The sequence below is a fragment of the Mesorhizobium sp. M0910 genome (genome assembly GCF_040319465.1).
In the GTDB taxonomy this organism is placed as follows: domain Bacteria; phylum Pseudomonadota; class Alphaproteobacteria; order Rhizobiales; family Rhizobiaceae; genus Mesorhizobium.
Genome location: NZ_JAMYNZ010000007.1, coordinates 366,987 through 393,786 on the forward strand (window position 1 = coordinate 366,987; position 26,800 = coordinate 393,786).

The following is a 26,800-nucleotide window of genomic DNA, read 5'->3' on the forward strand; positions in this document are numbered from 1 at the left end:
ATGCCGTTCGGGCCGGCAAGCAAAACCAAACGGTTGATCCATAGAGTCATTTGAATTGAAGGAGCGCCATTGATGGCCGTCAGCTCGCCGGTCTAGCTAGAGACCGACCAGCCGCCTAACATCGTCGGGCGAGGCGCCCGCCGCACGCTGGGCGGCAAGGCTGGTATCGCCAAGACTCTTCGAGAGTTTTCGTCCGTCCGGGCCGAGGATCAGGCGATGGTGAAAATAGGCCGGCTGCGGCAGGCCAAGCAGCTGCTGAAGCAGCCGCTGCACGCTGGTCGCGGAATAAAGATCCTGGCCGCGCACGACATGGCTGACGCCCTGCAGCGCGTCATCCACGGTGACGGCGAGGTGATAGCTGGTCGGGATTTCGCGGCGCGCCACGACCACATCGCCCCACTCCTGCGGATGGGCTTCGACACGACGCGCGGCGGAGAGCGTCTCGTCCGTGTATTCGGCCCATGACAGGTCCTTGCCGGCGCGCTCTATTGCCGCATCGATGTTCAACCGCCAGGCAAATGGCACATTTTCAGCGATGCGCCGTTTGCGTTCGCTCGGCGGCAGCGCCTTGTCGGCGGCGGGATAGAGCGGCACGCCGTCCGGGTCGCGCGGCCAGTCGCGGCCGCGCTTTTCGCTGTCGGCGATGAAGGCGCGGATCTCACTTCTGCTCATGAAGGCCGGATAGACAAGCTCCGCTTCGATCAGCCGCTCGAGCATCGCCCGATATTCGGCAAAATGCTCGGACTGGCGGCGCACCGGCTCCTCCCAGCCAAGCCCCAGCCATTTCAGATCGCGAAAAATGCCTGCCTCGAATTCCGGCGTGCAGCGCGTCGTGTCGATGTCCTCGATGCGCAGCAGCAAGCGTCCGCCCACCGCCTTTGCCAATTTCTGATTGAGCAGCGCCGAATAGGCATGGCCGAGATGCAGTTCGCCGTTCGGGCTCGGCGCGAAGCGGAATGTCAGCAGTGTCATTGTCCGGCGGGCAATCGGGTTGTGCGGCGCTTTCGCCAATTGCTACTTTGCGCCGGCAGCGTCGTGCGTCCAGAGGGACACGTGACGAACGTGCGGCACTTTTGATTTTGGAATAAGCAGACATGCAACGCATCGCCAGCCTCGACGACATTGCGCAAGGGCTGGATAGGCTATGCTTGCTCGACCCACGCCTGGAAAAAGTGCGCGGCATGGCCGGCGAGGTGCCGCTCAGGCTGTCGGAGCCGGGGTTCAGGAGCCTTGCTTCCATCGTCGTTTCGCAACAAGTGTCCCGCGCGAGCGCCGATGCCATCTTCGGCCGCCTGACGGAACTGCTCGATCCGCTGACGCCGCAGGCGATCCTTGCCGCCGATGAGGCGATCTTTCGCAACGCGGGACTATCGCGGCCCAAGCAGCGCGGACTGATTGCCGTCGCCCAGGCGGTGGCCGACGGGCTCGACCTCGATCACCTCTGCCGGCTCGATGCAAGCGAGGCTATCGCGGCCATGACCAGGGTGCCGGGCATCGGCCCGTGGACGGCTGAAGTCTACCTTTTGTTTGCCGCCGGACACCCGGACATCTTTCCGGCGCGCGACGTTGCATTGCAGAGCGCGGTCGGCCATGCGCTCGGCATCGACCCGCGTCCGCCGGAGAAAATGCTGATCCGGCTTGCCGAATCATGGAGCCCGTGGCGCGGTGTCGCATCGCGGCTTTTCTGGGCTTATTATCGCGAATTGAAGGGCAGGGATGCCGCGCCTCCGGCCTGAATCCGCAAAAAAGCATTGAAATCATGCGTTTTTGAGACCCGGCATGATCGACAATCCGCTTCACATCCCTGTCATGTCGGGCTTACAGTATCCGCGTCGACCGGTTCTAGGGTGAAGGAGGTCAACGACGTGACGGTTGCCGTATCTCCGGATGGGCTTCCAGCGCTGGTGCTGAATGCGGATTACCGTCCGCTCAGCTATTATCCCCTGTCGCTCTGGTCCTGGCAGGATGCCATCAAGGCGGTGTTCCTCGAGAGGGTGAACATCGTCGCCGAATACGAACACGCCGTCTCTTCGCCGACCTTTTCGATGAAGCTGCCGAGCGTCGTCAGCCTGAAGGCTTACGTGAAGCCGTCGAGGCATCCGGCGTTTACCCGTTTCAACGTCTTCCTGCGCGACCGTTTCCAGTGCCAATATTGCGGCACACCGGACGATCTGACGTTCGACCATGTCATTCCGCGCCATCGCGGCGGCGCCACGACCTGGGAGAATGTCGTCGCTGCCTGTTCCCCCTGCAATCTGAGGAAGGGCGGCATGATGCCGGCCCACGCCAAGATGTGGCCGCTGCAGAAGCCCTACCAGCCGACGGTGCATGATTTGCATAATAACGGCCGGCTGTTCCCGCCCAACCATCTGCACCAAAGCTGGATGGATTATCTGTACTGGGATGTCGAACTCGAACCATAGAGTTCGGCAGAGATCCGCCATGCCGGTCGCCTGACGCAGCTTTCTGCGCTTCCGGCCTTCGCCGGCCGAAGCATTCATGAGCGGTCGTGGCGTGGTAGTGCACTCCGGCCTGACGAATTTCTGAACGAATTCTGCGTTGTGCCACTCAGTCGCGGGCAAAGGCGCCGCGGAACGCGACGGCGGCGAGGACAAAGCTGGCGATGGCATTCCAGCCCGCCAGCGACAGGCCGAGGATGCGAACCGCCGCCTTGTCGCAGGAAGGCGGGACGAATTTGTCGAGCGCGTCGAGCACGCCCTTGCCGCCGGTGTCCACCGGCCCGGCGGCTGCGCTGCAATCGGTCGGGCCCGGCCACCACCCCCATTCGACGCCGGAGTGATAAACGCCGAGATAGACGCCGTAGAGCATCAGCAGGCCGCCAATGGCTAGCAGGCCACGGCTTACCCAGGCTGGCGCCCGAAGCGCCGACGCAAGCACCGCCAGCAGCATCAAGGGCACGCCGACGTAGTAAGGCGTGCGCTGCTCGAGGCAGAGCTTGCAGGGGATGTAGCCGCCGAGATACTGGAAGGCCAGCGCCGAGCCGACCGTGGCGGTCATGGCGACGGCGAGAAACAGGGCGGTGCGCAGCCGCTGGCGTCCGGTATCGGCATTCACGGTCGCTGTCATCGGGCTCAGTCCGTTCGGTTCAGACGGCGTATTTGACGACGATATAGAGCAAAATCAGGGCAGCGGCGCCGGCGCCCGCAATCTGGCCAAGGCGCTTTTCGATGAAGTGGCGGATCGGCTCGCCATAGCGGCGCAACAGCCACGCGAGAAACAGGAAGCGAGCACCGCGCGCCACGATTGCCAGCACGATGAACAGCAGCAAAGGAACACCGATGACGCCCGACAGGATCGTCACAACCTTGATCGGCGGCAGATGGGCGAGGCCGGAGGTGACCAGCATCAGGATGATGAAGCCGACACCCGATGAGACGCGCATCGCCTCGAACTCGTCATATTTGCCATAAAATTCGAGGATCGGCCGCGCCACCGCATCATAGGCATAATGGCCGATGAACCAGCCGGCGATGCCGCCCAGCACCGAGGCGACGGTGGCGACCAGCGCGTAACGATAGGCGCGATCCGGCCGCGACAGCGCCATCGGCAGATAGAGGACGTCGGCCGGCACCAGGAACACCGAGCTCTCGACGAAGGCGATGAAGGCCAGCCACCATTCGGCGGATTTGCTCGCCGCCAGCGACAAGGTCCAGTCGTAAAGTCCGCGAAGCATCGGCACTCCTAATGCACGCCCAAACCAGAAGTGGTCTTGGGATCACGACATGTACAAACAAGACTTGGAAGCGCCCCGCATCAACCTCGTCGGACAAGGTGCGCTTCAATGACATGCGCCGCCTGTCTAGAAAGATTTTCCGCGCTGCACAATGGCAGCTGCTTCACGAAATCGAAAGGCTGAGGCTTGAGCGAGCCCAGATGTCGGGATTTGGCCAGTTGACGAACAGGCCTCCAACCGTATAGTCCGCGCCCATCCAGGCCGCCCGGCCTGAGCCCCTATGGCGGAATTGGTAGACGCGCTCGACTCAAAATCGAGTTCCGCAAGGAGTGCTGGTTCGATCCCGGCTAGGGGCACCACTTTTTAAATTCCGACGCGGCTTCTTATTAAACCTAATGGCGTGGGTGGGATCGTCCGCGACGCCCTCGACGGCCACCGAATGGTTGCGTCTTGCCTGTTGCCGCAAGCTGCCCAAGCTTCCGCTGAACGGTGCGCGGACCAGCCCCAAGCGCAATCTGGCGTTCCTCACCGCACGCGATCAGGCGTGCCGCGGTCCCGCAAAAAGACGTTGCCGCAAAGTCGATCGCTGCCCGACAGACATGTTTCCTCCCGCGAACTACCCACCAGACCCGGCCCACAGATGCAACCTCGGGAGGTGAGATATGCGGTAACATTATGGCACGATGCGAAACAGCTTCGTCTTGGATCGTGCTGCGGGCCGGAGCCGCCGCCGTGCCTAGCGCAGGGCCGCCACGACGTCGGCGAAGTCGGCCCGCTTGCCATTGCCGGCGCGACGCAATTGCACCTCGACCGGCTTGCCGTCGGATTGGTCGCAGTAGACGATGGGTCCGGGCCGCACCCATTTGTCGCCCCACTCGGTCAGCGCGATAATGACCGTTTTGAATTCCAGCCCCTTCCGGGTCAGGACATAGTCGGCCTGCTCGCCGGCGGCACCCGGGCGACGGTCCATCAGGCCGGCCTCGACGAAATCCTCGAGGCGCTTGGCCAGGATGTTGGTGGCGATCCCCAGGCTCTTCTGGAATTGCGAAAAGCGCGTGCAGCCGCCGAATATCGCGTCGCGCAGGATCAACAGGCTCCAGCGCTCGCCGACCAGTTCCAGGGCGCGTGAGGCCGAGCAGTTTTGTTTTTCATAGAGACGACCAAGCATGGAGTGAACATACCCTATTGACTTGCATCATGCAAGTATGCATTGTGCTTGCATGATGCAAGCGACAGAGGTCGAGAGAGCGTCGCTCCACTTCATCGCCCGAGATTTCGGGTGTCCATCAACCAATCAGATCCAGACAGGAGATATGTCATGAAAAAGGAAGAAGATTACACGACGTCATTTGTCGTCGAGCAAAGCCCGGAAGAGGTTTTTGCCGCGGTTATCAATCCGCGCGCCTGGTGGTCGGAAGACATCGATGGCGATACCAACAAGCTAGGTGCGATATTCTACTATCATTTCAAGGATATCCACCGCGGCACATTCAAGGTCACGGAGCTCGTGCCTGGCAAGAAGGTCGTCTGGCACGTCGTCCAGAACTACTTCAACTTCGTCAAGGATGCGACCGAGTGGACCGGCACGGACGTGGTCTTCGAGATCGCGCCGACTGATAAGGGGACCGAACTGCGTTTCACCCATGTCGGGCTGAAGCCGAGTGAAGAATGCTACGATGTCTGCCATGACTCGTGGCGCTTCTATGTCGCGAGTCTTCGCGACCTGATTTCGACGGGCAAGGGGCAACCCAACAAGGGCGAAGAGAACGCCAACCCAACGGTTGTGCCGCAAAACGAGGACCTCGGCGCCGTCGAGCGCAAGGCGGCAGGCGATGGCGCCGAGATGATCGTCATGACGACGGCAGCGGCGAAGCCCGGCATCGAAAGCAAGGTGCGGAATGCCCTGCGCGACGTAGCGGGGGCGGCCCGCAAGCAAAGCGGGTGCATCGACTATAGCGTCTTTTGCTCGGAGGCAGAGCCCAACGTTACCATCTGCGTCGAGCGCTGGGCATCGAAGCAGGAGCGCGACGCTTTTCTACGCTCGGCGGACGCGAAGAATTTCGTTTCGGCCATCACCGGCGCCTTCCTGGAGCGGCCTTCGCCGATCTCCTACACGACATTGGAAGTCGGGTCCTAGTTGCAAGGGTTCGCCCGGCGATAGCGCCGGCTGCCCTGGAGCAATGCACGGGGGAGACGGCGTCCAAGCGTGGAACAGAAAACCATAGCCTACTTGCATGATGCAAGAACGAATGGCTTGCATTCATGCAAGAGGAGGAGAGATCGCCGTGCCGAAATCGATGGAAGTCACAAACAAAGCCGTTCTCGTGACCGGAGCCAACCGCGGCCTCGGCAAGGCGCTGGTCGAGGAAATATTGAGACGGGGTGCCAAGCGCGTCTATGCCGGCGCGCGCAAACCGCTCGCCCACGCGGATCGGCGCGTCACGCCGCTGATCCTGGACGTGACCGATGCGGTGCAGATTGGGGCGGCTGTCGAGCGGATCGGGTCTCTCGATATCCTCATCAACAACGCCGGCATCGGGCTCTACGACGATCTTGGCGATCGCGCCGCGCTTGAGCGACACCTCGCCGTCAACCTGCTCGGCGTGCATGGCGTAACCCACGCATTCCTGCCGCTGCTCACGCATTCGCGCGGCGCCGTGGTCAACATCCTGTCGGAAGCGGCTCTCGTTCCCTTCCCGATTATTCCGTCTTACTCACTGTCGAAGGCCGCCGCGTTTTCCATGACGCAATCGCTACGTGCTCTCGCCGGCGCTCGTGGCGTGAGCGTTCATGCAGTCCTGTCCGGTCCCATAGACACCGACATGAGCAGAGACGCCGATATACCGAAGAGCTCCGCGGAGAGCGTCGCGAAAGGTATCCTGGACGGCATGGCGCGAGGGGAGGAGGAAATTTTCCCTGATCCAAAATCGGCATCCATGGCCGAGAGCTGGCGCGGCAGCGCGTTCAAAGCGCTCGAACGCCAAATGGCGGCTTTCGTCCAAGCCATGCCCACCAAGCCATAGGCGACCGCCGCCATCGATAGGCTGCCAGCATTTGCAATTCAGCGTCCCACAGTGGAGCGGAACGTCATGCTGTTGAACGCAACTTCCCCGGTTTTCACCAGCGGATCACGATGACTTTGTCGGTCCCGTTGGCGAGTTCGACAGCTTCGGTGCCATCCGGTTTGCGGCTTTGGATTCTGGCGCTCTCGACAGCTTCAACGCCAACAACGTTGACTGCAAAGGCTTCATCGATTTCGGCGGCACAGACCAAGGTGTCCGGCGGCAGGTCCTTTACTTGGTCCAACAACTCGCGAAGCTTCATGGTCGAATCTCCTTGGCGATAGCAGGAATGAGCAGCACGCTTTCGCCGCACATTCGGAACCATGTCCCTTGAGAAAGGTTCCCGATGAGGTGGAGATGCCGCAGAATGGGACGAGCGCGGCGATCCGCCCGTCACAATGATGTGAACGCGCCGTGCGAAGCATCTGTCTCAAATCCCTGTCCCTAATGCTGCCGGCGCAATTCCTTGTTGATCATGCCGCCCATCGCTAGACCGATCGCCATCACCGCAAAAGTCGCCGCGATAGATCGCTTCGGCAGCACCGTCTCCCAACCTGGCGTCAACCGCTTCGGCACGAAGCCATAATCTGTTGCCGCGGCAATGGCCGCTGCCGCCAACGCATCGCGAAATATCAGAAGCGACGGACGCGGCGGCCTCGAGGCGAGCCATAGTTCGAAAAGGAATGCCCAGAAGATGGAGGAAGCGTGATGCGTGCCATAGCCGACGAGCGTGTGCGCCACATCACCGCGCCGCACGGACGCGGCCTGTTCGCCGTAGAGCCAGTGGCTGGTCGCATTCGTGGGCTGCAGGGCGCCTTTGCCTTCCCGCCTTGCAAGCAGGGCCAGCGCAGCTGTCGTGGCGAAGCTGACGATCGTACCCGAAACGGCTGCGGACAATCCTGTCTGGATCAGGCTTTTCACTTGGTCCTCCGTCGTTTCGCGGTCGGCTCCTTGGAACGCCTTTTGTCAACCCGCGGCAGGGTCGAGTCGTGATTGCCAAACGGCGAAACGAGTCCGAAGGTTCCGGGAACGGGCTTTTGGTTGGACGTTATCCCAGGAGCGTCCTCCGGGATAACGCCTTTGAGGTCCGGCTGCCTTTCCTGGTAGGCTCGGATCGTAGCCCGGCCGCTATTACATCGGCCCCGGCACCATCTTGGTCGGCTGCTCAGGCATCGGAAACGGATAGTTGTCGCATTTCACGTCCGGGTTCGTCGGGCTGAACATTCCGAGCGGGTTGTCCTTGAACAGCCAGGCGTGAAGGTCGTAGTGGTGGAACTCCTTCGGGATGAGCGGGTAATGCCCCTCCATCGGCCCCTGGAATGTCTGGCCGAAGAGCTTCGGCGGCTCCTTTGTGTCCGGCGTCAAGGGCACGAGCCATTCCGCGCCGACCAGGCGCAATTCGCCGCCGACCGGCTCATAGATCAGCACATTGGGGCGCGTCGGATCCGCGGTCGGGCCGACAGTCGTGACGTTGACGAAATGGATGCCCATCGCGCCCTTCGGGTAGTCCATCGCCCCCTCTACCTTTTCGCCGCTGTAGAAAACGCATCCTACCGTCGATAGATAAAGCTCGCGAATGGCAACCTTGTAGTCTTCATACCTGGACAGCGATTTACGCAGGGCATCGATCTCGGCTTTGTCGGGTTCGGCCGCCCGGGGAGCGGCGGCGTTCAGACACGCGCCAATGAGACCTGCCAAGGTGAGGATACCGACACGCCTGAGGTGAGTTGTTTTCATCATGCATTCCTCCCAGATTTTTTTCTTCTGGCCGTGCAGGACCGAGGCGGCAGTGATGCTGGACGCGCGGCCGTAATTGATCGCCTCATCCCGGTTGGGACTGCGTCGATGCTAATCCTTTCCGCTGATCGGGAGAATTAACCCTGACGACCTAGGCCCGAGAGAGCCGACGGTGCAGAGACGGACGGTCGGGCCCACTTTGGACCCCATGCACTAGCGCCGGCGCAGCAGGCTCCTCATCCGGTTGCGCAGCAGGCGCGCCATGTTGCGGGTCTCGCGATAGAGGTGAAGCTGCGACGCGGCCTGGCGGGCGGGGCGGTCGGCATCCGGCGTCAGCCCGATCACCAGCGTGCCCATCGGCCTGTGTTCGCTCCACAGCCGGCTCATCACCGGATGGTCGGGCACCGCGCAGGAATCGGTCATCATGATGTTGGGGTCGTCGAGATGCTGTCTGGTCACCTCGATCATCAGCAGCGTGCCCGGCGAATAGGCGGCGAGCGTCTCGTCATAGGCGGTCTTCCAGGTGTAGGCGACGCCGGCCTCGACGAAGACGATCAGGCAGGCGACGGTGCGGCCGTCGAGCGTCAGCGAATGGATGCGGCAGAGATCCTGCTCGGCCAGCCGGTGCACCGCTTCGCGGGCGAAGGCGGCGCGGTAGCGGTCGATGGCCATGGCGGTGCGCTCGCGGCCTTTCCAGCCGGCAGCCTCCAGCGTCAGGAAATTTTCGATGGCGTGGCGGATCTCGTCAGGCCCGCGCGCCACGACATGCTGCAGCCGGCCGAGGTCGGCGAGGCGGCGCTTCAGGCGGCGGAACTCGCGATAATGGTGGGCGCGCAGCGAAGCTTTCAGATATTCCTCGCCATCGAGCGCGCTTTCGAGCACCGGGCGCTCGGCCTTGCCGGTGGTGACCAGCGTCAGGCCGCGCGTTTCGGCGACGCTGGCGAGCAGGCTCGCCACCGGGCCATCCAGCCTTATGTCGGGCAGCACGAAGACCTTCGGCAGCTTGAGATGCGGCCTGGACAGCATCGAAAAGAAATCCTCGATGACGCCGATCGGATCGTCGCGGTCGACCAACGGCGTGCCGATCGGGCCGAACGGGCTCGACCAGGTGCGCATGACGGGAACGCCGAGCGGCATCACCGGTCGCTCGACCGAGAACGGCACCAGCAGGCGCAGCCGGTTGCGATACTGGTCACCGTCGCGGATGACGGCCAGCCGCACCTCGCGGTCCTCGAGCCTGGGCATGGCCGGCGCCAGGAAGCGCGGATTGAAGAAGACGTTGGGCTCGATCGTGCGGGTACAGAGATAGTCGAGCTCCTCGACCAGGTCGAAGCCGGCGGAGGCCGGATAGATGGCAAGCTTGCGCTCGGGCCGGTTGTTGGCGAGGATCTCGACATGGGCGGGATCGGCTTCGCGGGCAAGCCCGGCAAGGCCGGACACCATGGCGCCGGCCGGGCCGCCGCTGGTTTCCTCGAGCAAGGGGACGGCAGCCATCAGGCGGCTCCTTTGGCGGGCACGAAAATGACCATGACGATGCCAAGCTTGCGCCAGACCGTGAAGGACAGCGCGCTGGCCTCGAAGATCATGGCGAAGACGGTGGCCATCGCCGCGCCCCACAGGCCGAAGAGCGGGATCAGCACGACGCTAAGCGCGATGTTGAAGGCCAGCGTCATGGCGTAGACGGCGGCGCAGATATTCTGGTTGCCGCTCATGGTGAGCAGGCTTTCGCAAGGGCCGACGGCGGCCCGCGCGACGACGCCGAGCACCAGCAGGAACAGCAGCGGATAGCCGGCGGAAAATTCCGGGCCGAACAGGGTCAGCATCGGCTCGCCCAGGGCCAGCACGAGCAGCGCCATCGCCAGCGACGGCCAGAAGGTCCACGACACGGTTTCGCGGGCGAAGGCGGCGAGCTTTTGCGGCTCGCCATGGGTGAACTGCGCATAGCGCTGGGCGACGCCGGCCTTGACCGCGAAATAGACGAAATGCACCAGCGCCAGCGTCTTGACGGTGGCGAAATAGACGGCGACGTCGTTGGGATCGAGATAGGCGCCGACCATCAGCACGTCGGCATTGGTGAGCAGGAAGAAGAAGCTCTCGACCAGGAAGATCGGCAGCGAGACGATGAACCATTGGCCGAAATGCAGCTTCATCGGCCCGGCCGGAATTCTTTTGTCGATGCGCGAGGTGACGCCGACGAGCTGACCGAGCGTGGTGGCGTAGGTGGCGGCGATGGCGGCGAAGATCGCCGTTCTGGCATCGGGCGCGTAGCCCGCCAGCAGCATCAGCGCCATGAACGCCAGGATCAGCAGCGGCCGCACCAGAAAGGTCGGCGACAGCGCAAACAGCGCCCAGGAATTGGCCCGCGCCAGCCCTTGCAGAAGGTCGGACATGGCGATCATCGGCAGGCAGATGATGCCGAGGATGAACGGCACGACATAGTAGTTTTCGATATAGGCCGACAGCAGCCAGACGCCGAGCGCGCCGAGGCCGGCGATCAGCGTCGAGGCAACCAGCACGAACAGCCGGCTGGCCCGCACGATGCCGCGCAGTTCGGCCATCATGCCGCGCTCGCGATATTCGGGAATGAAGCGGATGATCGAGGTGTGGAAGCCGAGGCAGGCGAGATTGCCGACGATGACCATCGTCACCCACACGAGCACGAAAATGCCGTATTCGAACGAGCCCATCCAGCGCGCCATCAAAACCTGGCTGACGAAGGCGATGACGGCGCTGACGATGCGGACCGAAAAGGCGATCAGCGACATGCGGCCGGCCTCGCCGCGCGCGCCGGCGCTGAACAGCACGGCATCGATCAGGCCAAGCAGCGGCCTGATGCGCAGCGCAAGGCGCTGCGGCAGGAACCGCCCGGCTGTCGTCGCCGCGGAAAAGCGCACCCCGATCACACTCCGTTTTCCGCCAATTTACAGGGGCTGGGTGTAGCGGAGACACATTAAGAAACGGTTGGGTGGGCTTTCCTTCGCCCGTCTCTATGCGGGGAGAAGGTGCCGGCAGGCGGATGAGGGGCGGCGCTGGCTGCTTCATATTCATCATTCGCGCAACCCTTCAACCTGCTCGGGAGTGTCTCAGTTTGAAATCCGCGGAAACGCCTATCCCGTTTGCCCCATATGCGAAACGCCTATATGCTGAGCGGAACGCACGGCAGCAACAATGGTCTACACTGTCATCTGGTATGGAAGGCAGGGCATCGTCGACAAGGTGATCTTCGACGACGAGAAGACCGCGAAAGATCATGCAACCTCCATGTTTCAAACCCGAAAGGGTGACGATGGAATCGTGTCCGTTGAAGTTCGTAAGGACAACGGCGCTGTCGTCTTTAGCCATGCCGAGAACTAGGAATGCCAACCGGACCTAAAGGCCAGAAGCGTCCTGCCGACGTGATCGGCAATGCCGTCCACGTCATGCGTATTGCTACAGGCGAGGAATCCGATGACGTGGTTGACGACGGTAAAGACCTGCCGCGAAAGCGCTGGGCGCGAAAGGCGGCCCGAAGCGGACCGAGAATATGACGCCAGAGCGTCGCCCTAAAATCGCCAAAAAGGCTGAGCGCCCCCTCTGGCCTGCCGGCCATCTCCCGCTCAGGTGCGGAGATTGGCTAATTGCCAACGCCTCCGCTGCCCCTCATCCGCCCTTTGGGCACCTTCTCCCCGCGAACGGGGCGAAGCAAAGCAGCGCCTTACGCAAACGCCCCGTGGCAATGCTTGTACTTCTTGCCTGACCCGCAGGGGCAGGCTTCGTTGCGGCCGATCTTGCCCCAGGTGGCCGGGTTCTTCGGGTCGCGGTTTTCGGGGGCGACGATGGCGTTGGTCTCCTGGCGGACCAGGACGGCCGTGTCGCCGCCTTCGAAATCGTCCTCGCCGGTCGAGCCGTCGATATGGCTGCCGAACATGTCGGGCGCCTCTGGCGGCGGCGCTTCCGCCGCCTGGCGGACCAGCTCGACGCGCATCAGCTGCGCCGTTACCGCCTGGCGCAGATTGCCCAGCATCGCCTGGAACAGCTCGAACGCCTCGCTCTTGTACTCCTGCAGCGGATCCCGCTGCGCATAGCCGCGGAAGCCGACGACCGAGCGCAGATGGTCGAGATTGACGATGTGCTCGCGCCACAGGTGGTCGAGCGTCTGCAGCACCACGGAGCGCTCGACATACGTCATCACGTCGGGGCCGAAGCGCTCGGCGCGCTCCTTGGCGGCGGCGTCGGCGGCCTGGCTGATGCGCTCGCGGATGTCGTCTTCGGCAATGCCTTCTTCCTTGACCCAGTCTTCTACCGGCAGGTCGAGGTTGAGGAATTCGGCGATCTCGGCCTTGAGCCCGGCGACGTTCCACTGCTCGGCATAGGCGTTTTCGGGAATGTTCTTGGCGACGATCTCCTCGATGACGCCTTCGCGCATCTCGGTGATGGTCTCGGATAGGCCTTCGCCGTCCATCAATTCGAGGCGCTGCTCGAACACCACCTTGCGTTGGTCGTTGGAGACGTCGTCATATTTCAACAGGTTCTTGCGGATGTCGAAGTTGCGCGCCTCGACCTTCTTTTGCGCCTTTTCCAGCGCCTTGTTGATCCATGGATGGATGATCGCCTCGTCTTCCTTGAGGCCGAGCTTCTGCAGCATGCCGTCCATGCGCTCGGAACCGAAGATGCGCATCAGATCGTCCTGCAGCGACAGGAAGAACTTTGACCGCCCGGGATCGCCCTGACGGCCTGAGCGGCCGCGCAACTGGTTGTCGATGCGGCGCGATTCATGGCGTTCGGTGGCAAGCACATAGAGGCCGCCGGCGGCGAGCGCCTTTTCCTTCAGCCGGGCGATGTCGTCGCGGATTTCTTTTTCCCGGGCCTCGCGCTCGGGGCCGGCTGGCATGTCGCCAAGCTCCTCGGCGATGCGCATGTCGGCATTGCCGCCGAGCTGGATGTCGGTGCCGCGGCCGGCCATGTTAGTGGCGATGGTGATGGCGCCGGGTTTGCCGGCCTGGGCGACGATCGCCGCCTCGCGCTCGTGGTGGCGGGCGTTCAGCACCTCGAAATCCTTGAAACCCTCCTTGCGCAGGCGCTCGGCCAGTTGCTCGGATTTCTCGATGGAAGTCGTGCCGACCAGCGTCGGCTGACCCTTGGCGCGGGCTTCCTTGATCTCCTTGACGATCGCCTTGTATTTCTCCTCGACCGTCCGGTAGACCTCGTCGTCTTCGTCGATGCGGATGACCGGCAGGTTGGTCGGGATCTCGGTGACGTCGAGATTGTAGATGTTGGCGAATTCTTCGGCCTCGGTCAGCGCCGTGCCGGTCATGCCGGCGAGCTTCTTGTAGAGGCGGAAATAGTTCTGGAAGGTGACCGAGGCGAGCGTCTGGTTCTCCGGCTGGATCGCCACATGCTCCTTGGCTTCGAGCGCCTGGTGCAGGCCCTCCGAATAGCGGCGGCCGGGCATCATGCGGCCGGTGAACTCGTCGATGATGACGATCTCGCCGTTGCGGACAATATAGTCCTTGTCCTTCTGGAACAGCCGGTGCGCCTTCAGCGCGTTGTTGACGTGGTGAACGATGGCGACGTTCTCGACGTCATAGAGCGACTCGCCCTTGAGCAGGCCAGCATCGCGCAGCATGTTCTCCAGCTTCTCGGTGCCTTCCTCGGTGAAGATCGAGGTCTTCTGCTTCTCGTCGATCTCGTAGTCCTGCGGTTGCAGCTGGACGATGAAGGTATCGATGGTGTTGTACATTTCCGAACGGTCCTCGAGCGGACCGGAAATGATCAGCGGCGTGCGGGCTTCGTCGACCAGGATCGAATCGACCTCGTCGACAATGGCGTAGCTATGGCCGCGCTGCACCATCTGGGCGCGCTCGTATTTCATGTTGTCGCGCAGATAGTCGAAGCCGAGCTCGTTGTTGGTGGCGTAGGTGACGTCGGCGGCGTAGGCGACCCGGCGCTCCTCGTCGGACAGGCCATGGACGATGACGCCGACCTTAAGGCCGAGGAATTTGTAGACGCGGCCCATCCATTCGGAGTCGCGCGTGGCCAGATAATCGTTGACGGTGACGACATGGACGCCATTGCCGGCGAGCGCGTTGAGATAGACCGGCAGCGTCGCCACCAGCGTCTTGCCTTCACCGGTCCGCATCTCGGCAATACCGCCATTGTGCAGCACCATGCCGCCGATCAGCTGCACGTCGAACGGGCGCATGCCGAGCACGCGGCGGGCGGCCTCGCGCACGGTAGCGAAGGCCGGCACCAGAAGGTCGTCGAGGCTGGCGCCGTTGGCGATGTCCTGGCGGAATTTGTCGGTGCGGGCCTGAAGCTCGGCGTCGGAGAGCGCCCGCATCTCGTTTTCCATGGCATTGATCGCCTCGACGCGGGGCCGGGTCGATTTGACCCGACGATCGTTGGAGGAGCCGAAAACCTTACGGGCGAGACCGCCGAGACTGACCATCCAATGGCCCTTTCGATAGCATTCCAAGTCGTTGCGACAGGCGCCGGCTGGCCCCATCAAATCCACGTGAACGCGGACAAACGCAAAAAGCGCCCGGAAAACGGTTCTGGACGCAAAGTCGTTGGACAGATAAGAGGGGGCTCATTCGATGTCAACGCCGCGCTCGCCCTGTCGACCGCGCCAAATTCCGCCACAATCCTGCTGGTCTGGAAGCCATTCCGCTCTAGCTACCCCGCTTTGGAGATAATCGTAATGTCCTTGTTGTTCCGCCGTGCGTCGCTCGCCAGCCTTGGTCTGGCATTCGGCCTCTCGGCCCTCTCGCTGTCGCCGCTGATGGCACAGGAAGCCGCCCCTGCCCAGCCGGCAGCACCCGCCCCGGCGGCCAAGCCGGTCGATCCGAACGCCGTGGTCGCCACCGTCAACGGCCAGACGCTGACCGAGGCAGACCTTGGGCTTGCCGAGGGCGAGCTGTCGCAGCAGTTCGCGCAGCTTCCGCCCGAGCAGCGCCGCGCGGCGGCACTGTCGGCGGCGATTGAAATCCGCGTCATGGCGGCTCAGGCGGTGACCACCGGCCTCGACAAGGATCCCGACTTCCAGCGCCGCATGGCCTTCCTGCAGCAGCGCGCGCTGCATGGCGAAATGGTCGAGAAGGGCGTCATCGACAAGGTTACCGATGCCGAGGTCCGCGCCCGCTACGACCAGGAAATCGCCAACACGCCGCCCACCAACGAGGTGCACGCCCGTCACATCCTCGTGAAGACGAAGGAAGAGGCCGACGCCATCATCAAGCAGCTCGACGGCGGCGCCGACTTCCAGAAACTCGCCAACGAGCACACCAGCGATCCGAGCGGCAAGACCAGCGGCGGCGATCTCGGCTGGTTCGGACCTGGCCAGATGGTGCCGGAGTTCGACAAGGCGGCGTTTGCGCTGGCGGTCGGCAAATACACCGAGCAGCCGGTGCAGTCGCAGTTCGGCTGGCATGTCATCAAGGTTGAGGACAAGCGCACCAAGCAGCCGCCGGCGTTCGACCAGGTCAAGGACCAGGCGCGCCAGGCGGTCATCCGCGACAAGTATTTCGCGCTGGTCAAGTCGCTGCGTGCCAACGCCAAGGTCGACATCCCCGATGCGAACCTGAAGAAGACGGTCGACGCGTTGGAAAGCGCCAAATAAGCCAGATTGGGCTACGACAGGGCGCGCTGCCGCCCTGTCGCTTCTATTTGGTAGGGCGAGCGAGGATGCGTCGACGCCGCCGCCGGACCGCCGTGGCGTCGCCGGCATCCTCAGCGACGATGCCCTTCAAGATATAGCCGACCGCCCTGCGTAAGATCGCCTCGTCCTCGTCCAGGCGGTCTGTCAGAAGGTGCGCCCAGGCAAACGACGCGACGAGGTCGGCGACGACAGTGGCATCGACATCGGTTGCCACCTCTCCCCTTGCCTTGGCGCGTTCGACCATCTGGCCGGTGTGGATACGACGCCCTCTCGCGTATTCGGCAAGGGCGGCGGCGGCTTTTTCGTCCGACTGCGCCTCGGCGATCAGCGATCTGAACACGCTGCCCGACGATGTGTCGCGCCAGTGCGCGAACAAGCTCTTCAGGAAGCCGACGAGATCCTCCGCAAGGCTCCCGGTATCGGGATTGTCGACGCGCTTTTGCCGCTGGTAAACGTCGAGCAGCAAGGCGGCCTTGCTTGGCCACCAGCGATAGATCGTCGGTTTTCCGGCGCGTGCGCGGCGCGCCACCGCCTCGATCGAGAAGCCGGAATAGCCGGCTTCGACCAGCACCGCCTCGGCGGCATCGAGAATGGCATCGGCGCTTTCGGGGCTGCGCCGTGCGCCGGCTGACCTGCGTCCGGGATCGGTGATTTCGCCCATTTCTTTGTCCTTACCCCCGATTTCAGCAGCCATCATATACAACTCTTGACGAAACGGAACGATCCGTTTTATACGAAACGAAACGTTCCGTAACGATAAGAGAACAGCAATGACTTCGGCCGTCGCCACACGTTTTTCGCGCCTGCGCTTCGCCCTGCTGGTGCTGCTCGGCGTCTATCCGCTGATCACTGCCATTTTGTACGTGGTTTTTCTGCTGACACAGGAATGGCAGATCTGGCAGCGTACGCTGGTCATCGCGCCGCTGATGGTCTCGATCATGATCTGGGGACTGATTCCGGGCGTGCAGCGGATGTTTCGTGGCTTCCTCAACCCGACCGTCCGGTGACGGTCATTCCAGCGCTTGCGACGTTTCCGACGCAACGCGCCATTCGCCGTCGGCCAGAACGAGTTCCAGCGTCACCCGCGCCTTGCCGGTCAGGCGCTGCGCCGATTTGTTTTTCGGCACATAGTCGTAGTTCATGGCGAAAACCACGTCGGCACGATCCTTACCGTGCGGCGTCACCTCGAGGCTGCCGGGCTCGAGACCGAACGACCACGACGCCCATTGCGCGAACCAGTCGGTCTTGACCTTGACGATGGCCTCGCTGTCGTAACGCGTGCCGTAGATGGTGGCCGACGAACCGTAAAGCCGCTTGACGGTTTCGCGCATTCTCCTGGCATCAGGCGCCAGATAGTTTTCGCGCAAGAATTTTTCGATGGCACCCTCGTCGCCGACGGAGCGTTCGAGCGCAGCCACCTGCGACGCGGGAGCCGGGCTGACGGCCGGTTTCGGTTGCTGGGCAGTGTCTCCGCCCGGAACGAATTCGAAACGCTCGAGCAGCGACCCCTGCTCCCAGGGACGCTGCGACTCGCGCGTTGCGGAAACGACGTCGAGGCGCACCGCGATCATCATGTCGTTGATGCTTTGTCCGGGCTCGGCCATGTGCCGCAAAAGCGCCGCGGCGAAGGGCGAGTTGCGCCCCGTCCCGTCTATTGCCACAGCGCCGGGCGCCGTCGAGAAGGCGATGAAGGAGCCGCGTGTCGACTCGAACTGGGCAAGGCCGGCGAGAGCCGTCGCCGAGCGCGTCGTGGCGCCGCGGCTGAGACTTCGGGCAAACGGGTTGTTGCGGCAGGCATCGAGGAAGACCAGGCTGACCTTGGTCTGCTGCTCCATGATGTCGAGAACCTCGTCGATCGGCACCGCCTCGAGTTGCAGCTTGACCGGCATGTCCAACCGGGCGTCGACCGGCACGATGAAGTTGCGCCCGTCGACCTGCAGGCCGTGGCCGGCATAGTAGAACAGCCCGGCACCGGCACCTTGCAGCGCATCTGAGAATTCGCCGATCTTGCGCTCGAGCTCGCGCTTGCCGAGATCGTTGCCTTCGATCACCTCGAAACCGATGGTGCGCAGCTTGTCGGCGATGTCGAGCGCATCGTTGACCGGATTGGCCAGCGTGCCGGCTTCGGCGTAGCTGCCGTTGCCGACCACAAGCGCTACGCGCCGCGCCGTCTGCGCATCGGCGCGCAGCAGCAGAAAGCCCAGAAACGCCAGTGCCAAGACCACAAGCCTGCCCATGGGGCAGGATCATAGCGCTATCGATCGCAGCGATACCAACAAATTTGCAACAGCCTGCTTGCGGCATGAGGCGGTGTCAGGCTTCCGGTACCCATAACGGCTGTGAAAACGCCTTGCGCCGGCGCGTGCTATCGGGCAAACCGGCGTTCCTTTCTCGATTTTTCCCGCCCGGGGTCTTCCATGTCCGCACAGGTTTCGCCGCTCGCGCCGAAGAAATATCCCAAGATGCCGGTGATCGAGGGCGTGCGCATCGCCACCGCCGAGGCCGGCATAAAATACAAGAACCGCACCGACTTGCTGGCCATGGTGTTCGACGCCGGCACCACCGTCGGCGGCGTGTTCACCAGGTCGAAATGCCCGTCGGCGCCGGTCGATTTCTGCCGGCAGAACCTCGTGGCTGGCAAGGCACGCGTGCTGGTGGTCAATTCCGGCAATGCCAATGCCTTTACCGGCCAGAAGGGCCGCGCCTCGACGGCACTCACGGGCGAGGTGGCGGCGAAGGCGGCCGGCTGCACAGCGGGCGAGGTGTTCCTAGCCTCGACCGGCGTGATCGGCGAACCGCTCGACGCCGGAAAGTTCAGCCATCTGCTGGCCGGCCTAGTCAAGGACGGCAAGCCGGAATTGTGGACCGAAGCCGCCAAGGCGATCACGACCACCGACACCTATCCCAAACTGGCGACCGTGACGGTCCAGCTCGGCGATGCCGACGTCACCATCAACGGTATCGCAAAGGGTGCCGGCATGATCGCGCCCGATATGGCGACGATGCTTTCCTTCGTCGCCACCGACGCGCCGATCGCAGCACCCGTGCTGCAGGATCTCTTGTCGCGCGGCACGGCCAAGACCTTCAACGCGGTTACCGTCGACAGTGACACCTCGACCAGCGACACGCTGCTGATGTTCGCCACGGGTGCTGCCGCCAGGCGCGGCGCGCCGGCAATTTCCGACCCCAAGGATGCGCGCCTCGGCGCCTTCCGCCGTGCCCTCGGCAAGGTGCTGAAATCGCTGGCACTGCAGGTGGTGCGCGACGGCGAGGGCGCCCGCAAGCAGGTCGAGGTCACCGTCACCGGGGCCAAATCGGCCCGCTCGGCCAAGCGCATCGCGCTGTCGATCGCCAATTCGCCGCTGGTCAAGACGGCGGTCGCCGGCGAGGACGCCAATTGGGGCCGCGTCGTCATGGCCGTCGGCAAGGCCGGCGAGCCGGCCGACCGCGACCTTCTGTCGATCTGGTTCGGCGACAACCGCCTGGCCTATCAGGGCGAGCGCGACGCCGCCTATTCCGAGGAGGCGACTTCGGCGTATATGAAGCGCGACGAGATCCGCATCCGCGCCGATATCGGCATCGGCCGCGGCAAGGCGACGGTGTGGACCTGCGATCTCACCAAGGAATATGTCGCCATAAACGGCGATTATCGGAGCTGATGGCGTTGGCTTCCAGACATCCGGCAAGCGTGTTGGCGATCGTGCGCCGCTACGAGGCGGCCGGCTTCCGCGCCTGGCCGGCGGCCGCCGTCCATTATGACGGCACCTGGGTGGTTCGGCTGACGGCCGGCCACCCGGCCAAGCGGCTGAACTCGGTCAATCCGCTCGATCCGGGCGACATCCAGCACATTGCCGAGCGCATCGGTCGCGCCAGCCGCCGCTTCGACGCTTATGGCAGGCCGCTGACCTTTCGCATCTCACCGCTGTCGGGGCCTGATCTTTCAAAGTACCTCGACGGCGAAGGCTGGAGCACGTTCGCGGAGTCGCTGGTCATGCGGCTGCCGCTCGCCGACGCCGCGCTCGACGACGCCATGGACCAGATTCCGTTGAGGGACATCAGCCGTTTCATCGGCGCGGCGCTCAAGGTGAGCGGTTCTGATGTGTCGCTGCGGCCGGGCCTGTCGGAGATCATCGGCGCCATCCAGCCGGAGGCCGGGCTGTTTGCGCTGGAGGCCGGCAGCGAGCCGCTGGCGACGTTGATCTGCGTGCATGACGGCGACCTTGCCGGCCTGTTCGAGATTGCCACCGACAGGTCGGTGCGCAACCAGGGCCATGGCCGCCACCTCATCCGTTCGGCGTTGAAATGGGCGCGGCTGCGCGGGGCGCGGGAAGCCTGGCTGCAGGTCGAGGCGGACAACGCGCCGGCGCTGGCGCTTTATCGCTCGCTCGGATTCGACGAAGTCTATCGCTATCACTATCGCCGGCCACAAGGCGCATGAGCGGCTTGGATACGGTCGGCAAACGCCTGCTCCTGGTCGCCGCCTGCGCGCTGGTCGATGCCGACGGGCGCGTCCTCTTGGCGCAGCGGCCCGAAGGCAAGCAACTCGCCGGCCTGTGGGAGTTTCCGGGCGGCAAGGTCGAGCCCGGTGAGACGCCGGAACAATGCCTAATCCGCGAATTGTACGAGGAGATCGGCATCGAGACCGATATCCCTTGCCTGGCGCCGCTCACCTTCGCCAGCCATTCCTACGACGATTTTCACCTGCTGATGCCGCTGTTCGTCTGCCGTCGATTCCGCGGCATTGCCCAGCCGAAGGAAGGCCAGGTGCTGAAATGGGTGCGGCCGCGCCAGATGCGCGATTTTCCAATGCCGCCGGCCGACGCCCCGCTGATCCAGTTCCTCATCGATCTGCTCTAACGGCCGGCCTGCCGTAAACCGGCAACTCCTCAACGCGATATCGGCAGCATTAATGAAAGATTTATCTGGTCGTGAAAAATTGACGCAAAGCGGTTACGCCGATTCCACCGCTGGGGAGCGATTTGCATGAGCCTCGACAAGGACTGGGACTCGCCTTGGCCCGACCGCCTTCCTGGCGCGGCCAATGCCGGCATGGGAATATTGCGCATCGCCCTTTTGTTCGGCTCGGCCGCGGTGGCTCTGGCCTTGATCGCGACGCCCTACCTCGACAGCCGGACCCGCTCGCAGTTTGCCCGCGATGGGCTTGATACGATGAGCACCGGCTCGATCGGCCAGCGCGATAGCTATCGCTCCGCAAGAGCGTGCTGCAGCCGCTGCCCAGTTCGGTCTGCGTTATACGGGCCGATGGCAGAAGCAGCGGCGACTGCTGACTCCTCAACAACTATCTAGGATTCGGCTGTTTCCTAGAATGCGGCTGGTTCACCGCGCGTTAAGCCTGTCACGTTAACCTTTCTTAACGGGTCGGCGCTAGGTTCGGGCAAGAGGGATGGGCGCCCATGAAAATCTTGCTGCAACGATTTTTAGAAGACGAGAGGGGTGCGACGGTTATCGAATATGGTCTGATCGTTGCCGTGCTGTCGCTTGCCATTGTCGCTGGTGTCGGCCGGGCTGCCGATGCGATTCAGTGGCTGTTCAGCGACAACAGCAGCAGGCTTGCCAACGCTTTTGCGCAGTGACCCGCTTAGCTTTGATGGGATACGCTTAGCTTTTGCGCAAGGATACGCTCAGGGGCCGCCGGGGTTTTCCAGGATTGTCTTCAGCGATATTTTTGCGGAGCCCGGCTTCAGCGGCTTTTGCTGAGAGGCATCGGGCGCCCAGCCTGACATCCAGACCACCGAGAAACTCGCCCTGACGCGGCCATCGGCATCCGAAAACCGCTCCGCATAGATTTCGGCGGCGCGCGCGAACAGCGCTCGCGTGCCCGGCCGCCTGCTGCGGTCGACAAGCGCGCTGGTCTCACCCATGGCGCGCAGGTCGGCGACCAGGCCAAATAGCGAATCGTAGCGCACCGTGATCGTCTCGACGTCGGCAACCGGCAGTGCCAGGCCGGCGCGCTGCAGCAGCGCGCCGGCGTCGCGGACGTCGGTGAACGGGATCACACGCGGGCTGGCGCCGCCATAGAGCTCGGTCTCGGCGGCAAGCAGGCTTTCGCGCAGCTCGGAAAGCGTACCTGTGCCGGCGAAGGCACCGAGGAAAAGCCCGTCCGGCTTCAGCGCCCGGCGGATCTGCACCAGCATGCCGGGAATGTCGTTCATCGCCTGCAGCGACAGCAGCGAGACTGCGAGGTCGAGGCTTTCCGGTTCGAATGGCACGGTTTCCAACGGCGCTACTACTCCTGGCTGGCCAGCCAGGAAAGCGGCGTCGGCCTCGACGCGCACGTTTTCCGTCACCTTGCCGCTTTCGGCGAGCACCTCTGCTGCTGCCGGCGTCTGGCAAAACAATGAGGCCGCCTTGCCGAACCTGCGTTCGACGGCGCCGAGCCGGTCGGCCAGATCCTCGGCCGCCCGCCGCATGAGGAAATCCGCGCCGGCGATGGGACGGGTCAGTGCCCGGCGCTTGCGCGCCAGCCAGAGCGAGGTGTCGATTACAGGCTGCAATGGGCAGGTCCTTGTGCTTCGCTCTCTGATATAGTGATGCGGAGGACCAACCACGTGGCCGATCCCATGCCAGAGATCAAGCGTATTGCGATCAAGAGCATTGCCCGCAAGGCATTGGGCTGGCCGGCGCGCCTCTTGTTCCCGCCGGTCTGCGCCGGCTGCCGCCGCCATGTCTCGCAGCCCGGCGTGTTGTGCGGCGCCTGCTGGCCGAAACTCAGGCTGCTGGAACGGCCATGGTGCCCGGTGATGGGCACGCCGTTCACCCACAGTATGGGTGAGGGTTTCCTGTCGGCGGAGGCGATAGCCGACCCGCCGCCGTTCGAGCGCGCGCGGGCGGCGGTCGCCTATTCCGGCGTTGCCCGCCAGATGGTGCAAGGGCTGAAATACCAGGACCGCACCGATCTGGCGCCGTGGATGGCGCGCTGGATGCTTCGCGCCGGTGCCGAGCTCATCGCCGAGGCCGACGTGGTCGTGCCGGTGCCGCTGCACTGGCGGCGTTTCTTCCGACGGCAGTTCAACCAGTCCGCGGAACTGGCGCGGGCGGTGGCGCAGCTCGGGGAGCGGCCTTTCGCGCCATCAGGCATCAAGCGCGTCAAACTCACGCGCCAGCAAGTCGGGCTGGAGCGGCGGGAACGCGAGGAAAATGTTCGCGCCGCATTCAAAGTGCCGGATGAGGCGGAGATCGAAATCGCCGGCCGCCGGGTGCTGTTGATCGATGATGTCTACACCACCGGCGCCACCGTCCGCGCGGTCGCCAAGGCATTGAAGAAGGGCGGTGCCGGCGCGGTCGACGTACTGACCTTCGCGCGCGTGCTGCCGGGGGACTTTCGGGCCGACGAATCGGCGCCTATATAGCCTATATGACAGCAGAACGAGGCAGGATTGCTGACCGATGGTCGATGTGACGATCTACACGCGGATGATGTGCGGCTATTGCACCGCGGCCAAACGGCTGCTCGACAGGAAGGGCGTCGCCTATACCGAGCACGACGCCTCCTTCTCGCCGGAACTGCGCCAGGAAATGATTTCCCGGGCCCATGGCCGTTCCACCTTTCCGCAGATATTCATCGGCGACACGCATGTCGGCGGCTCTGACGATCTCCACGAATTGGAGGCGGAAGGACGGCTGGACGGATTGCTCGCCAACGGCTCGACCAGGTAAGGACATGACCATGGGTGCTTTCAAGACGGGGGGTGCTTTCAAGGCTGCGGCGATCCAGATGCGTTCGGGAACCAGTCCGGAGCGCAATGCGGTCGATCTGGAACGGCTGGTCCGCGAGGCGGCAGGTCTTGGCGCGTCCTATGTCCAGACGCCGGAAATGACCGGCGCGCTGATCCGCGACAGCCAAGCGCGGGCCGCTTCCTTCACATCCGAAGACAAGGACATCGTCGTCTCGACGTCGCGGAGGCTGGCCAAGGAGCTCGGCATCTTCCTGCATATCGGCTCGACCGCCATTCTGCGCGCCGACGGCAAGCTTGCCAACCGCGCCCTTCTGTTCGGGCCGGACGGTGCCACGATTGCCACCTACGACAAGATCCACATGTTCGATGTCGATCTCGACAATGGCGAGAGCTGGCGCGAATCCGCCGCCTATGAGCCTGGCACCGAGGCCGTCGTCGCCGAAATCAATGGCGTGAAGCTCGGCTTTGCCGTCTGCTACGATCTACGCTTTCCGCAGCTGTTCCGTGCCGAGGCGCTGGCCGGCGCCAATCTGCTTTCGGTGCCCGCCGCCTTCACCCGCCAGACCGGCGAAGCGCATTGGCATGTGCTGCTCAGGGCGCGCGCCATCGAGAACGGCGCCTATGTGGTTGCCGCGGCGCAAGGCGGCGTGCACGAGGACGGCCGCGAAACCTATGGCCATTCGCTGATCGTCGATCCCTGGGGCCGCATCGTCGCCGAGGCGGCGCATGACGAGCCGGCGGTGATTGTCGCCGAGATCGACCCGGTGCAGTCAGTCGCCGCGCGCAAGAAGATACCGAATCTCAAAAACGCACGCGATTTTGCCGTAAACGCCGGTTCGGCGGAGGCAATGCCGCTCAGGGGTGCCGCCTCTTGATCCGCTTTTCCCTGATCTGCGAACACGAGCACGAATTCGAGGCCTGGTTCCGCAGCAACGACGATTTCGACACACAGAAGAGGCGCGGTTTCATCGATTGCCCGGCCTGCGGCTCGCACAAGGTCGAGAAGGCGCTGATGGCGCCTGCCGTCTCGACCGGGCGCGGCCAGGAGAAGATCGCGCTGGCCATGGGCGAGGCACAAAAGCAGGCGCTGGCGCAGCTCAAGGCGCTTGCCGAGAAGGTGCGCGAGAACGCCGATTATGTTGGCGACAAATTTGCCGAGGAAGCGCGCAAGATCCATTTTGGCGAGAGCGATCCGCGCGGCATTTATGGCGAGGCGACGCTGGAGGAGGCCAAGAGCCTCGCCGAGGATGGCGTCGAATTCTTGCCTATTCCAAGTTTCCCCGACGACCGCAACTGATCGGTCAACTTGCTCCGGACATCAGGAGGCATCTCTGCGCGCCGTGAGGGGTCGGGGCGGCGCCGAGGGGCGGCGATGCCGCGACCCCTGCATAAGCGTCCGCAGTTTCAGGCCGAGCAGCAAGGATGGGCCTCGCGGGTAATCGTTTCGCTCTTTCCTTCATGCCCACTGCTCGACGGGCTTGCTTCCCTTGCCGGGCTTGCTTCCGCATAGGCTGCAAACTGGCGTTCAAGCGCCTTGACCGCGCTGCTGCGCCAGCCCTCCGCCACGGATTCCGACATGGGATCGGGGAAGATCTCCTCCTCGCCATTCTCCACGCCGTCCAGGATTGCCCGCGCAACAGTCTCCGGAGAGGCCTTCGCTATGTCCAGGCCCCGGGTCATGTCCGTGTCCACGGGGCCAGGAAGGACCCTGTGGACGCTGACACCCTGTCCGGCCAGGAGCGTGCGCAACGACTGCGACAGCGAGAACGAGGCCGCCTTGGAGATCGAGTAAGCCGGACTGAACGGCACGGCGGCAATCGAGGCCAGCGACAGAATGTTGACGATGGCTCCCCGCGACCGGGCCAGCAACGGCAGCAGAGCCTGGGTAACGTCGTACGAGCCGAAGAGGTTTACGGCGAGCTGTTGTTCGAGCACACGACGGTCGCTGAGGTCATCGAAGGGCGATACGCCGGCGTTGTTGATGAGGATATCGAGAGCATCGATCTTCTCGACGGCCTCCCGGATCTGCGCAACGTCGGTCACATCCATGGTCAGGGACGTCACACGCCGGTCCGGGTGGGCCATGGATTGGCGAGTTGCGGCATAGACGCGCTTTACGCCTCTGCTCAGGGCTTCCTCGACCAGTGCCCGACCGATGCCCCGATTGGCGCCAGTCACCAGGATGGCTGTACCTTCGATCTTCACTGCGTCTCTCCTAGTGCTTATCGTTGCGTTCGAGCCCAGTGCACAATCTAGCCGCGACTCAAGGTTGGCGCGCCGCAACTCAGGTTGGCTACAGTCGCCGTTGTCGATACGACTGGTTGGTGAGATGGACTTAGCGCCGGATGTCGAAGCCATGGGAGTGACAAGTGTGACGGGATTCCGATGGACTCGCTGATCACGGCCGCGGCGCATGCGCTTGCGGCGGGCGATCCGCTCGGCGCCTTGAAGCGGGTTGCGCTGCGCGACGATGCGCCGGCACTGGCGTTGCGCGGTATCGCAATGGCGCAGCTTGGCGACCTGGTTCGGGCGAAGGTTCTTCTAAAAAGGGCGGCACACGCATTCAGCCCGAGGGAGGCCGTGGCCCGCGCGAGGTGTATAGTCGCCGAGGCCGAGATCGCGCTCGTCTCGCGGGACCTCGCCTGGCCGGCCAAGACACTCGACGCCGCGCGGGCGACGCTTGAAAGGCATGGCGACCGCGTCAATGCCGCACATGCGCGCAACCTCGAAGTCCGGCGCTTGCTGCTGATCGGCCATCTCGACGAAGCCGAGCGCAGGCTGGACGGCTTCGATCCCTCGCCGCTGCCGCCGGCATCGCGGGCCGCCCACGAGCTGGCTGTCGCCGGCATCGCCATCCGCCGCTTGCGGACCGGTCCTGGGCGCCCCCGCGACCAGCTGGGGGCCCGGGGGGCGCGCCGCGGCGGGCACCCCCGCCGCATCAGGCCGGGGGTGTCTGGGAGGGACGTGGGGGGGC

Annotated in this window: 29 protein-coding genes, 1 tRNA gene and 2 pseudogenes; 18 read left to right on the plus strand and 14 right to left on the minus strand. The window is 63.7% G+C overall.

All coding sequences use genetic code 11. The features are described from left to right. Nucleotides 1-96 precede the first annotated feature (96 nt). Nucleotides 97-972 carry a tRNA glutamyl-Q(34) synthetase GluQRS gene (gluQRS, locus tag NKH78_RS20145; protein WP_352691027.1) on the minus strand — a complete coding sequence of 292 codons (876 nt, stop codon included), beginning with the start codon at nucleotides 970-972 and terminating at the stop codon, nucleotides 97-99. Between the two features lie 122 nt (nucleotides 973-1,094). On the opposite strand from gluQRS, the gene NKH78_RS20150 reads away from it, so the two are divergent. Both NKH78_RS20150 and NKH78_RS20155 read left to right on the plus strand, forming a co-directional pair. Then, nucleotides 1,095-1,736 carry a DNA-3-methyladenine glycosylase family protein gene (locus tag NKH78_RS20150; protein WP_254816680.1) on the plus strand — a complete coding sequence of 214 codons (642 nt, stop codon included), beginning with the start codon at nucleotides 1,095-1,097 and terminating at the stop codon, nucleotides 1,734-1,736. A 129-nt stretch (nucleotides 1,737-1,865) separates the two neighbouring features. Further along, the gene (locus tag NKH78_RS20155; protein WP_254816681.1) at nucleotides 1,866-2,423 is read left to right on the plus strand and encodes an HNH endonuclease; all 558 of its coding nucleotides are present in this window, start codon (nucleotides 1,866-1,868) and stop codon (nucleotides 2,421-2,423) included. A gap of 145 nt (nucleotides 2,424-2,568) precedes the next feature. Here NKH78_RS20155 and NKH78_RS20160 read toward each other — a convergent pair whose 3' ends face one another. Then, a complete protein-coding gene (locus NKH78_RS20160) occupies nucleotides 2,569-3,087 on the minus strand; it encodes a disulfide bond formation protein B (protein WP_352691025.1) in 519 nt (172 codons plus the stop codon). Nucleotides 3,088-3,106: 19 nt separating this feature from the next. After that, nucleotides 3,107-3,694 (minus strand): YqaA family protein, encoded by a 588-nt coding sequence (locus NKH78_RS20165; RefSeq protein WP_023721063.1) that lies wholly within the window; start codon nucleotides 3,692-3,694, stop codon nucleotides 3,107-3,109. A 274-nt stretch (nucleotides 3,695-3,968) separates the two neighbouring features. On the opposite strand from NKH78_RS20165, the gene NKH78_RS20170 reads away from it, so the two are divergent. Next, a tRNA-Leu gene (locus NKH78_RS20170) sits at nucleotides 3,969-4,053 on the plus strand. 377 nt (nucleotides 4,054-4,430) lie between these two features. Here NKH78_RS20170 and NKH78_RS20175 read toward each other — a convergent pair. Next, nucleotides 4,431-4,862 (minus strand): winged helix-turn-helix transcriptional regulator, encoded by a 432-nt coding sequence (locus tag NKH78_RS20175; protein WP_352456668.1) that lies wholly within the window; start codon nucleotides 4,860-4,862, stop codon nucleotides 4,431-4,433. A gap of 150 nt (nucleotides 4,863-5,012) precedes the next feature. Here NKH78_RS20175 and NKH78_RS20180 point away from each other — a divergent pair, with 150 nt between their 5' ends. Both NKH78_RS20180 and NKH78_RS20185 read left to right on the plus strand, forming a co-directional pair. Further along, complete coding sequence (locus tag NKH78_RS20180; RefSeq protein ID WP_352691023.1) at nucleotides 5,013-5,831, plus strand: antibiotic biosynthesis monooxygenase; 819 nt, start codon at nucleotides 5,013-5,015, stop codon at nucleotides 5,829-5,831. A gap of 148 nt (nucleotides 5,832-5,979) precedes the next feature. Next, nucleotides 5,980-6,717: an SDR family NAD(P)-dependent oxidoreductase gene (locus NKH78_RS20185; RefSeq protein WP_352456666.1), complete on the plus strand. Its 738-nt coding sequence runs from the start codon at nucleotides 5,980-5,982 to the stop codon at nucleotides 6,715-6,717. A gap of 94 nt (nucleotides 6,718-6,811) precedes the next feature. On the opposite strand, the gene NKH78_RS20190 is transcribed toward NKH78_RS20185, so the two are convergent. The 5 genes from NKH78_RS20190 to NKH78_RS20210 all read right to left on the minus strand — a co-directional run bounded on the left by NKH78_RS20190 (nucleotide 6,812) and on the right by NKH78_RS20210 (nucleotide 11,387). Next, a complete protein-coding gene (locus NKH78_RS20190) occupies nucleotides 6,812-7,018 on the minus strand; it encodes a hypothetical protein (RefSeq protein ID WP_023677964.1) in 207 nt (68 codons plus the stop codon). Between the two features lie 182 nt (nucleotides 7,019-7,200). Further along, the gene (locus NKH78_RS20195; RefSeq protein ID WP_352691021.1) at nucleotides 7,201-7,677 is read right to left on the minus strand and encodes a hypothetical protein; all 477 of its coding nucleotides are present in this window, start codon (nucleotides 7,675-7,677) and stop codon (nucleotides 7,201-7,203) included. Between the two features lie 210 nt (nucleotides 7,678-7,887). Further along, nucleotides 7,888-8,496, minus strand: coding sequence for a hypothetical protein (locus tag NKH78_RS20200; protein ID WP_352646629.1), 609 nt, complete (start codon nucleotides 8,494-8,496; stop codon nucleotides 7,888-7,890). A gap of 210 nt (nucleotides 8,497-8,706) precedes the next feature. Beyond that, a complete protein-coding gene (locus NKH78_RS20205; protein ID WP_352691019.1) occupies nucleotides 8,707-9,987 on the minus strand; it encodes a GNAT family N-acetyltransferase in 1,281 nt (426 codons plus the stop codon). Next, complete coding sequence (locus tag NKH78_RS20210) at nucleotides 9,987-11,387, minus strand: lipopolysaccharide biosynthesis protein (protein ID WP_352691049.1); 1,401 nt, start codon at nucleotides 11,385-11,387, stop codon at nucleotides 9,987-9,989. Before NKH78_RS20210 ends, NKH78_RS20205 begins: the two co-directional genes overlap by 1 nt. 274 nt (nucleotides 11,388-11,661) lie before the next feature. Here NKH78_RS20210 and NKH78_RS20215 point away from each other — a divergent pair, with 274 nt between their 5' ends. Further along, a complete protein-coding gene (locus tag NKH78_RS20215; RefSeq protein ID WP_031194557.1) occupies nucleotides 11,662-11,847 on the plus strand; it encodes a hypothetical protein in 186 nt (61 codons plus the stop codon). 340 nt (nucleotides 11,848-12,187) lie between these two features. Here the strand turns inward: NKH78_RS20215 and secA are convergent, their stop codons facing one another. Then, the gene (secA, locus tag NKH78_RS20220; protein ID WP_352691017.1) at nucleotides 12,188-14,920 is read right to left on the minus strand and encodes a preprotein translocase subunit SecA; all 2,733 of its coding nucleotides are present in this window, start codon (nucleotides 14,918-14,920) and stop codon (nucleotides 12,188-12,190) included. A gap of 252 nt (nucleotides 14,921-15,172) precedes the next feature. Here secA and NKH78_RS20225 point away from each other — a divergent pair, with 252 nt between their 5' ends. Beyond that, nucleotides 15,173-16,090, plus strand: a complete 918-nt coding sequence (locus tag NKH78_RS20225; RefSeq protein ID WP_352691016.1) for a peptidylprolyl isomerase — start codon at nucleotides 15,173-15,175, stop codon at nucleotides 16,088-16,090. Nucleotides 16,091-16,133: 43 nt separating this feature from the next. On the opposite strand, the gene NKH78_RS20230 is transcribed toward NKH78_RS20225, so the two are convergent. After that, entirely contained in the window at nucleotides 16,134-16,790 is a 657-nt protein-coding gene (locus tag NKH78_RS20230; protein ID WP_352737899.1) for a TetR/AcrR family transcriptional regulator, read from the minus strand. A 109-nt stretch (nucleotides 16,791-16,899) separates the two neighbouring features. Here NKH78_RS20230 and NKH78_RS20235 point away from each other — a divergent pair, with 109 nt between their 5' ends. Further along, a complete protein-coding gene (locus NKH78_RS20235) occupies nucleotides 16,900-17,136 on the plus strand; it encodes a putative antibiotic biosynthesis monooxygenase (RefSeq protein WP_352737898.1) in 237 nt (78 codons plus the stop codon). A 3-nt stretch (nucleotides 17,137-17,139) separates the two neighbouring features. Here NKH78_RS20235 and NKH78_RS20240 read toward each other — a convergent pair whose 3' ends face one another. Then, nucleotides 17,140-18,366, minus strand: coding sequence for a caspase family protein (locus tag NKH78_RS20240; protein WP_352737897.1), 1,227 nt, complete (start codon nucleotides 18,364-18,366; stop codon nucleotides 17,140-17,142). A gap of 180 nt (nucleotides 18,367-18,546) precedes the next feature. On the opposite strand from NKH78_RS20240, the gene argJ reads away from it, so the two are divergent. The 5 genes and pseudogenes from argJ (at nucleotide 18,547) to NKH78_RS20265 (ending at nucleotide 21,723) form a co-directional block, all read left to right on the plus strand. Continuing rightward, on the plus strand, nucleotides 18,547-19,788 hold the full coding sequence (argJ, locus tag NKH78_RS20245) for a bifunctional glutamate N-acetyltransferase/amino-acid acetyltransferase ArgJ (protein ID WP_352883609.1): 1,242 nt from the start codon (nucleotides 18,547-18,549) through the stop codon (nucleotides 19,786-19,788). Beyond that, nucleotides 19,788-20,567 (plus strand): GNAT family N-acetyltransferase, encoded by a 780-nt coding sequence (locus NKH78_RS20250; protein ID WP_352737895.1) that lies wholly within the window; start codon nucleotides 19,788-19,790, stop codon nucleotides 20,565-20,567. The genes argJ and NKH78_RS20250 overlap by 1 nt, the downstream gene beginning before the upstream one ends. Beyond that, a complete protein-coding gene (locus NKH78_RS20255; protein ID WP_352491816.1) occupies nucleotides 20,564-20,986 on the plus strand; it encodes a (deoxy)nucleoside triphosphate pyrophosphohydrolase in 423 nt (140 codons plus the stop codon). The genes NKH78_RS20250 and NKH78_RS20255 overlap by 4 nt, the downstream gene beginning before the upstream one ends. 126 nt (nucleotides 20,987-21,112) lie before the next feature. Beyond that, nucleotides 21,113-21,417, plus strand: a pseudogene (locus NKH78_RS20260) (hypothetical protein). Between the two features lie 126 nt (nucleotides 21,418-21,543). Beyond that, nucleotides 21,544-21,723 carry a Flp family type IVb pilin gene (locus tag NKH78_RS20265; RefSeq protein WP_352476309.1) on the plus strand — a complete coding sequence of 60 codons (180 nt, stop codon included), beginning with the start codon at nucleotides 21,544-21,546 and terminating at the stop codon, nucleotides 21,721-21,723. Between the two features lie 48 nt (nucleotides 21,724-21,771). Here NKH78_RS20265 and NKH78_RS20270 read toward each other — a convergent pair whose 3' ends face one another. After that, complete coding sequence (locus NKH78_RS20270) at nucleotides 21,772-22,644, minus strand: methyltransferase domain-containing protein (RefSeq protein ID WP_352737894.1); 873 nt, start codon at nucleotides 22,642-22,644, stop codon at nucleotides 21,772-21,774. Between the two features lie 54 nt (nucleotides 22,645-22,698). Here NKH78_RS20270 and NKH78_RS20275 point away from each other — a divergent pair, with 54 nt between their 5' ends. The 4 genes from NKH78_RS20275 to NKH78_RS20290 are packed head-to-tail and all read left to right on the plus strand — an operon-like array spanning nucleotide 22,699 to nucleotide 25,123. After that, nucleotides 22,699-23,499, plus strand: coding sequence for a ComF family protein (locus tag NKH78_RS20275; RefSeq protein WP_352777788.1), 801 nt, complete (start codon nucleotides 22,699-22,701; stop codon nucleotides 23,497-23,499). A 37-nt stretch (nucleotides 23,500-23,536) separates the two neighbouring features. After that, nucleotides 23,537-23,806 (plus strand): glutaredoxin 3, encoded by a 270-nt coding sequence (gene grxC / locus NKH78_RS20280; protein ID WP_254816699.1) that lies wholly within the window; start codon nucleotides 23,537-23,539, stop codon nucleotides 23,804-23,806. Nucleotides 23,807-23,816: 10 nt separating this feature from the next. Further along, the gene (locus tag NKH78_RS20285; protein ID WP_352649345.1) at nucleotides 23,817-24,701 is read left to right on the plus strand and encodes a carbon-nitrogen hydrolase family protein; all 885 of its coding nucleotides are present in this window, start codon (nucleotides 23,817-23,819) and stop codon (nucleotides 24,699-24,701) included. Further along, nucleotides 24,698-25,123, plus strand: a complete 426-nt coding sequence (locus NKH78_RS20290) for a DUF1178 family protein (RefSeq protein WP_352691004.1) — start codon at nucleotides 24,698-24,700, stop codon at nucleotides 25,121-25,123. The genes NKH78_RS20285 and NKH78_RS20290 overlap by 4 nt, the downstream gene beginning before the upstream one ends. Before the next feature lie 107 nt (nucleotides 25,124-25,230). On the opposite strand, the gene NKH78_RS20295 is transcribed toward NKH78_RS20290, so the two are convergent. Next, nucleotides 25,231-26,031: an SDR family NAD(P)-dependent oxidoreductase gene (locus NKH78_RS20295; protein WP_352737892.1), complete on the minus strand. Its 801-nt coding sequence runs from the start codon at nucleotides 26,029-26,031 to the stop codon at nucleotides 25,231-25,233. Between the two features lie 180 nt (nucleotides 26,032-26,211). Here NKH78_RS20295 and NKH78_RS20300 point away from each other — a divergent pair. Then, a pseudogene (locus tag NKH78_RS20300) lies at nucleotides 26,212-26,800 on the plus strand (helix-turn-helix domain-containing protein); the annotation flags it as partial.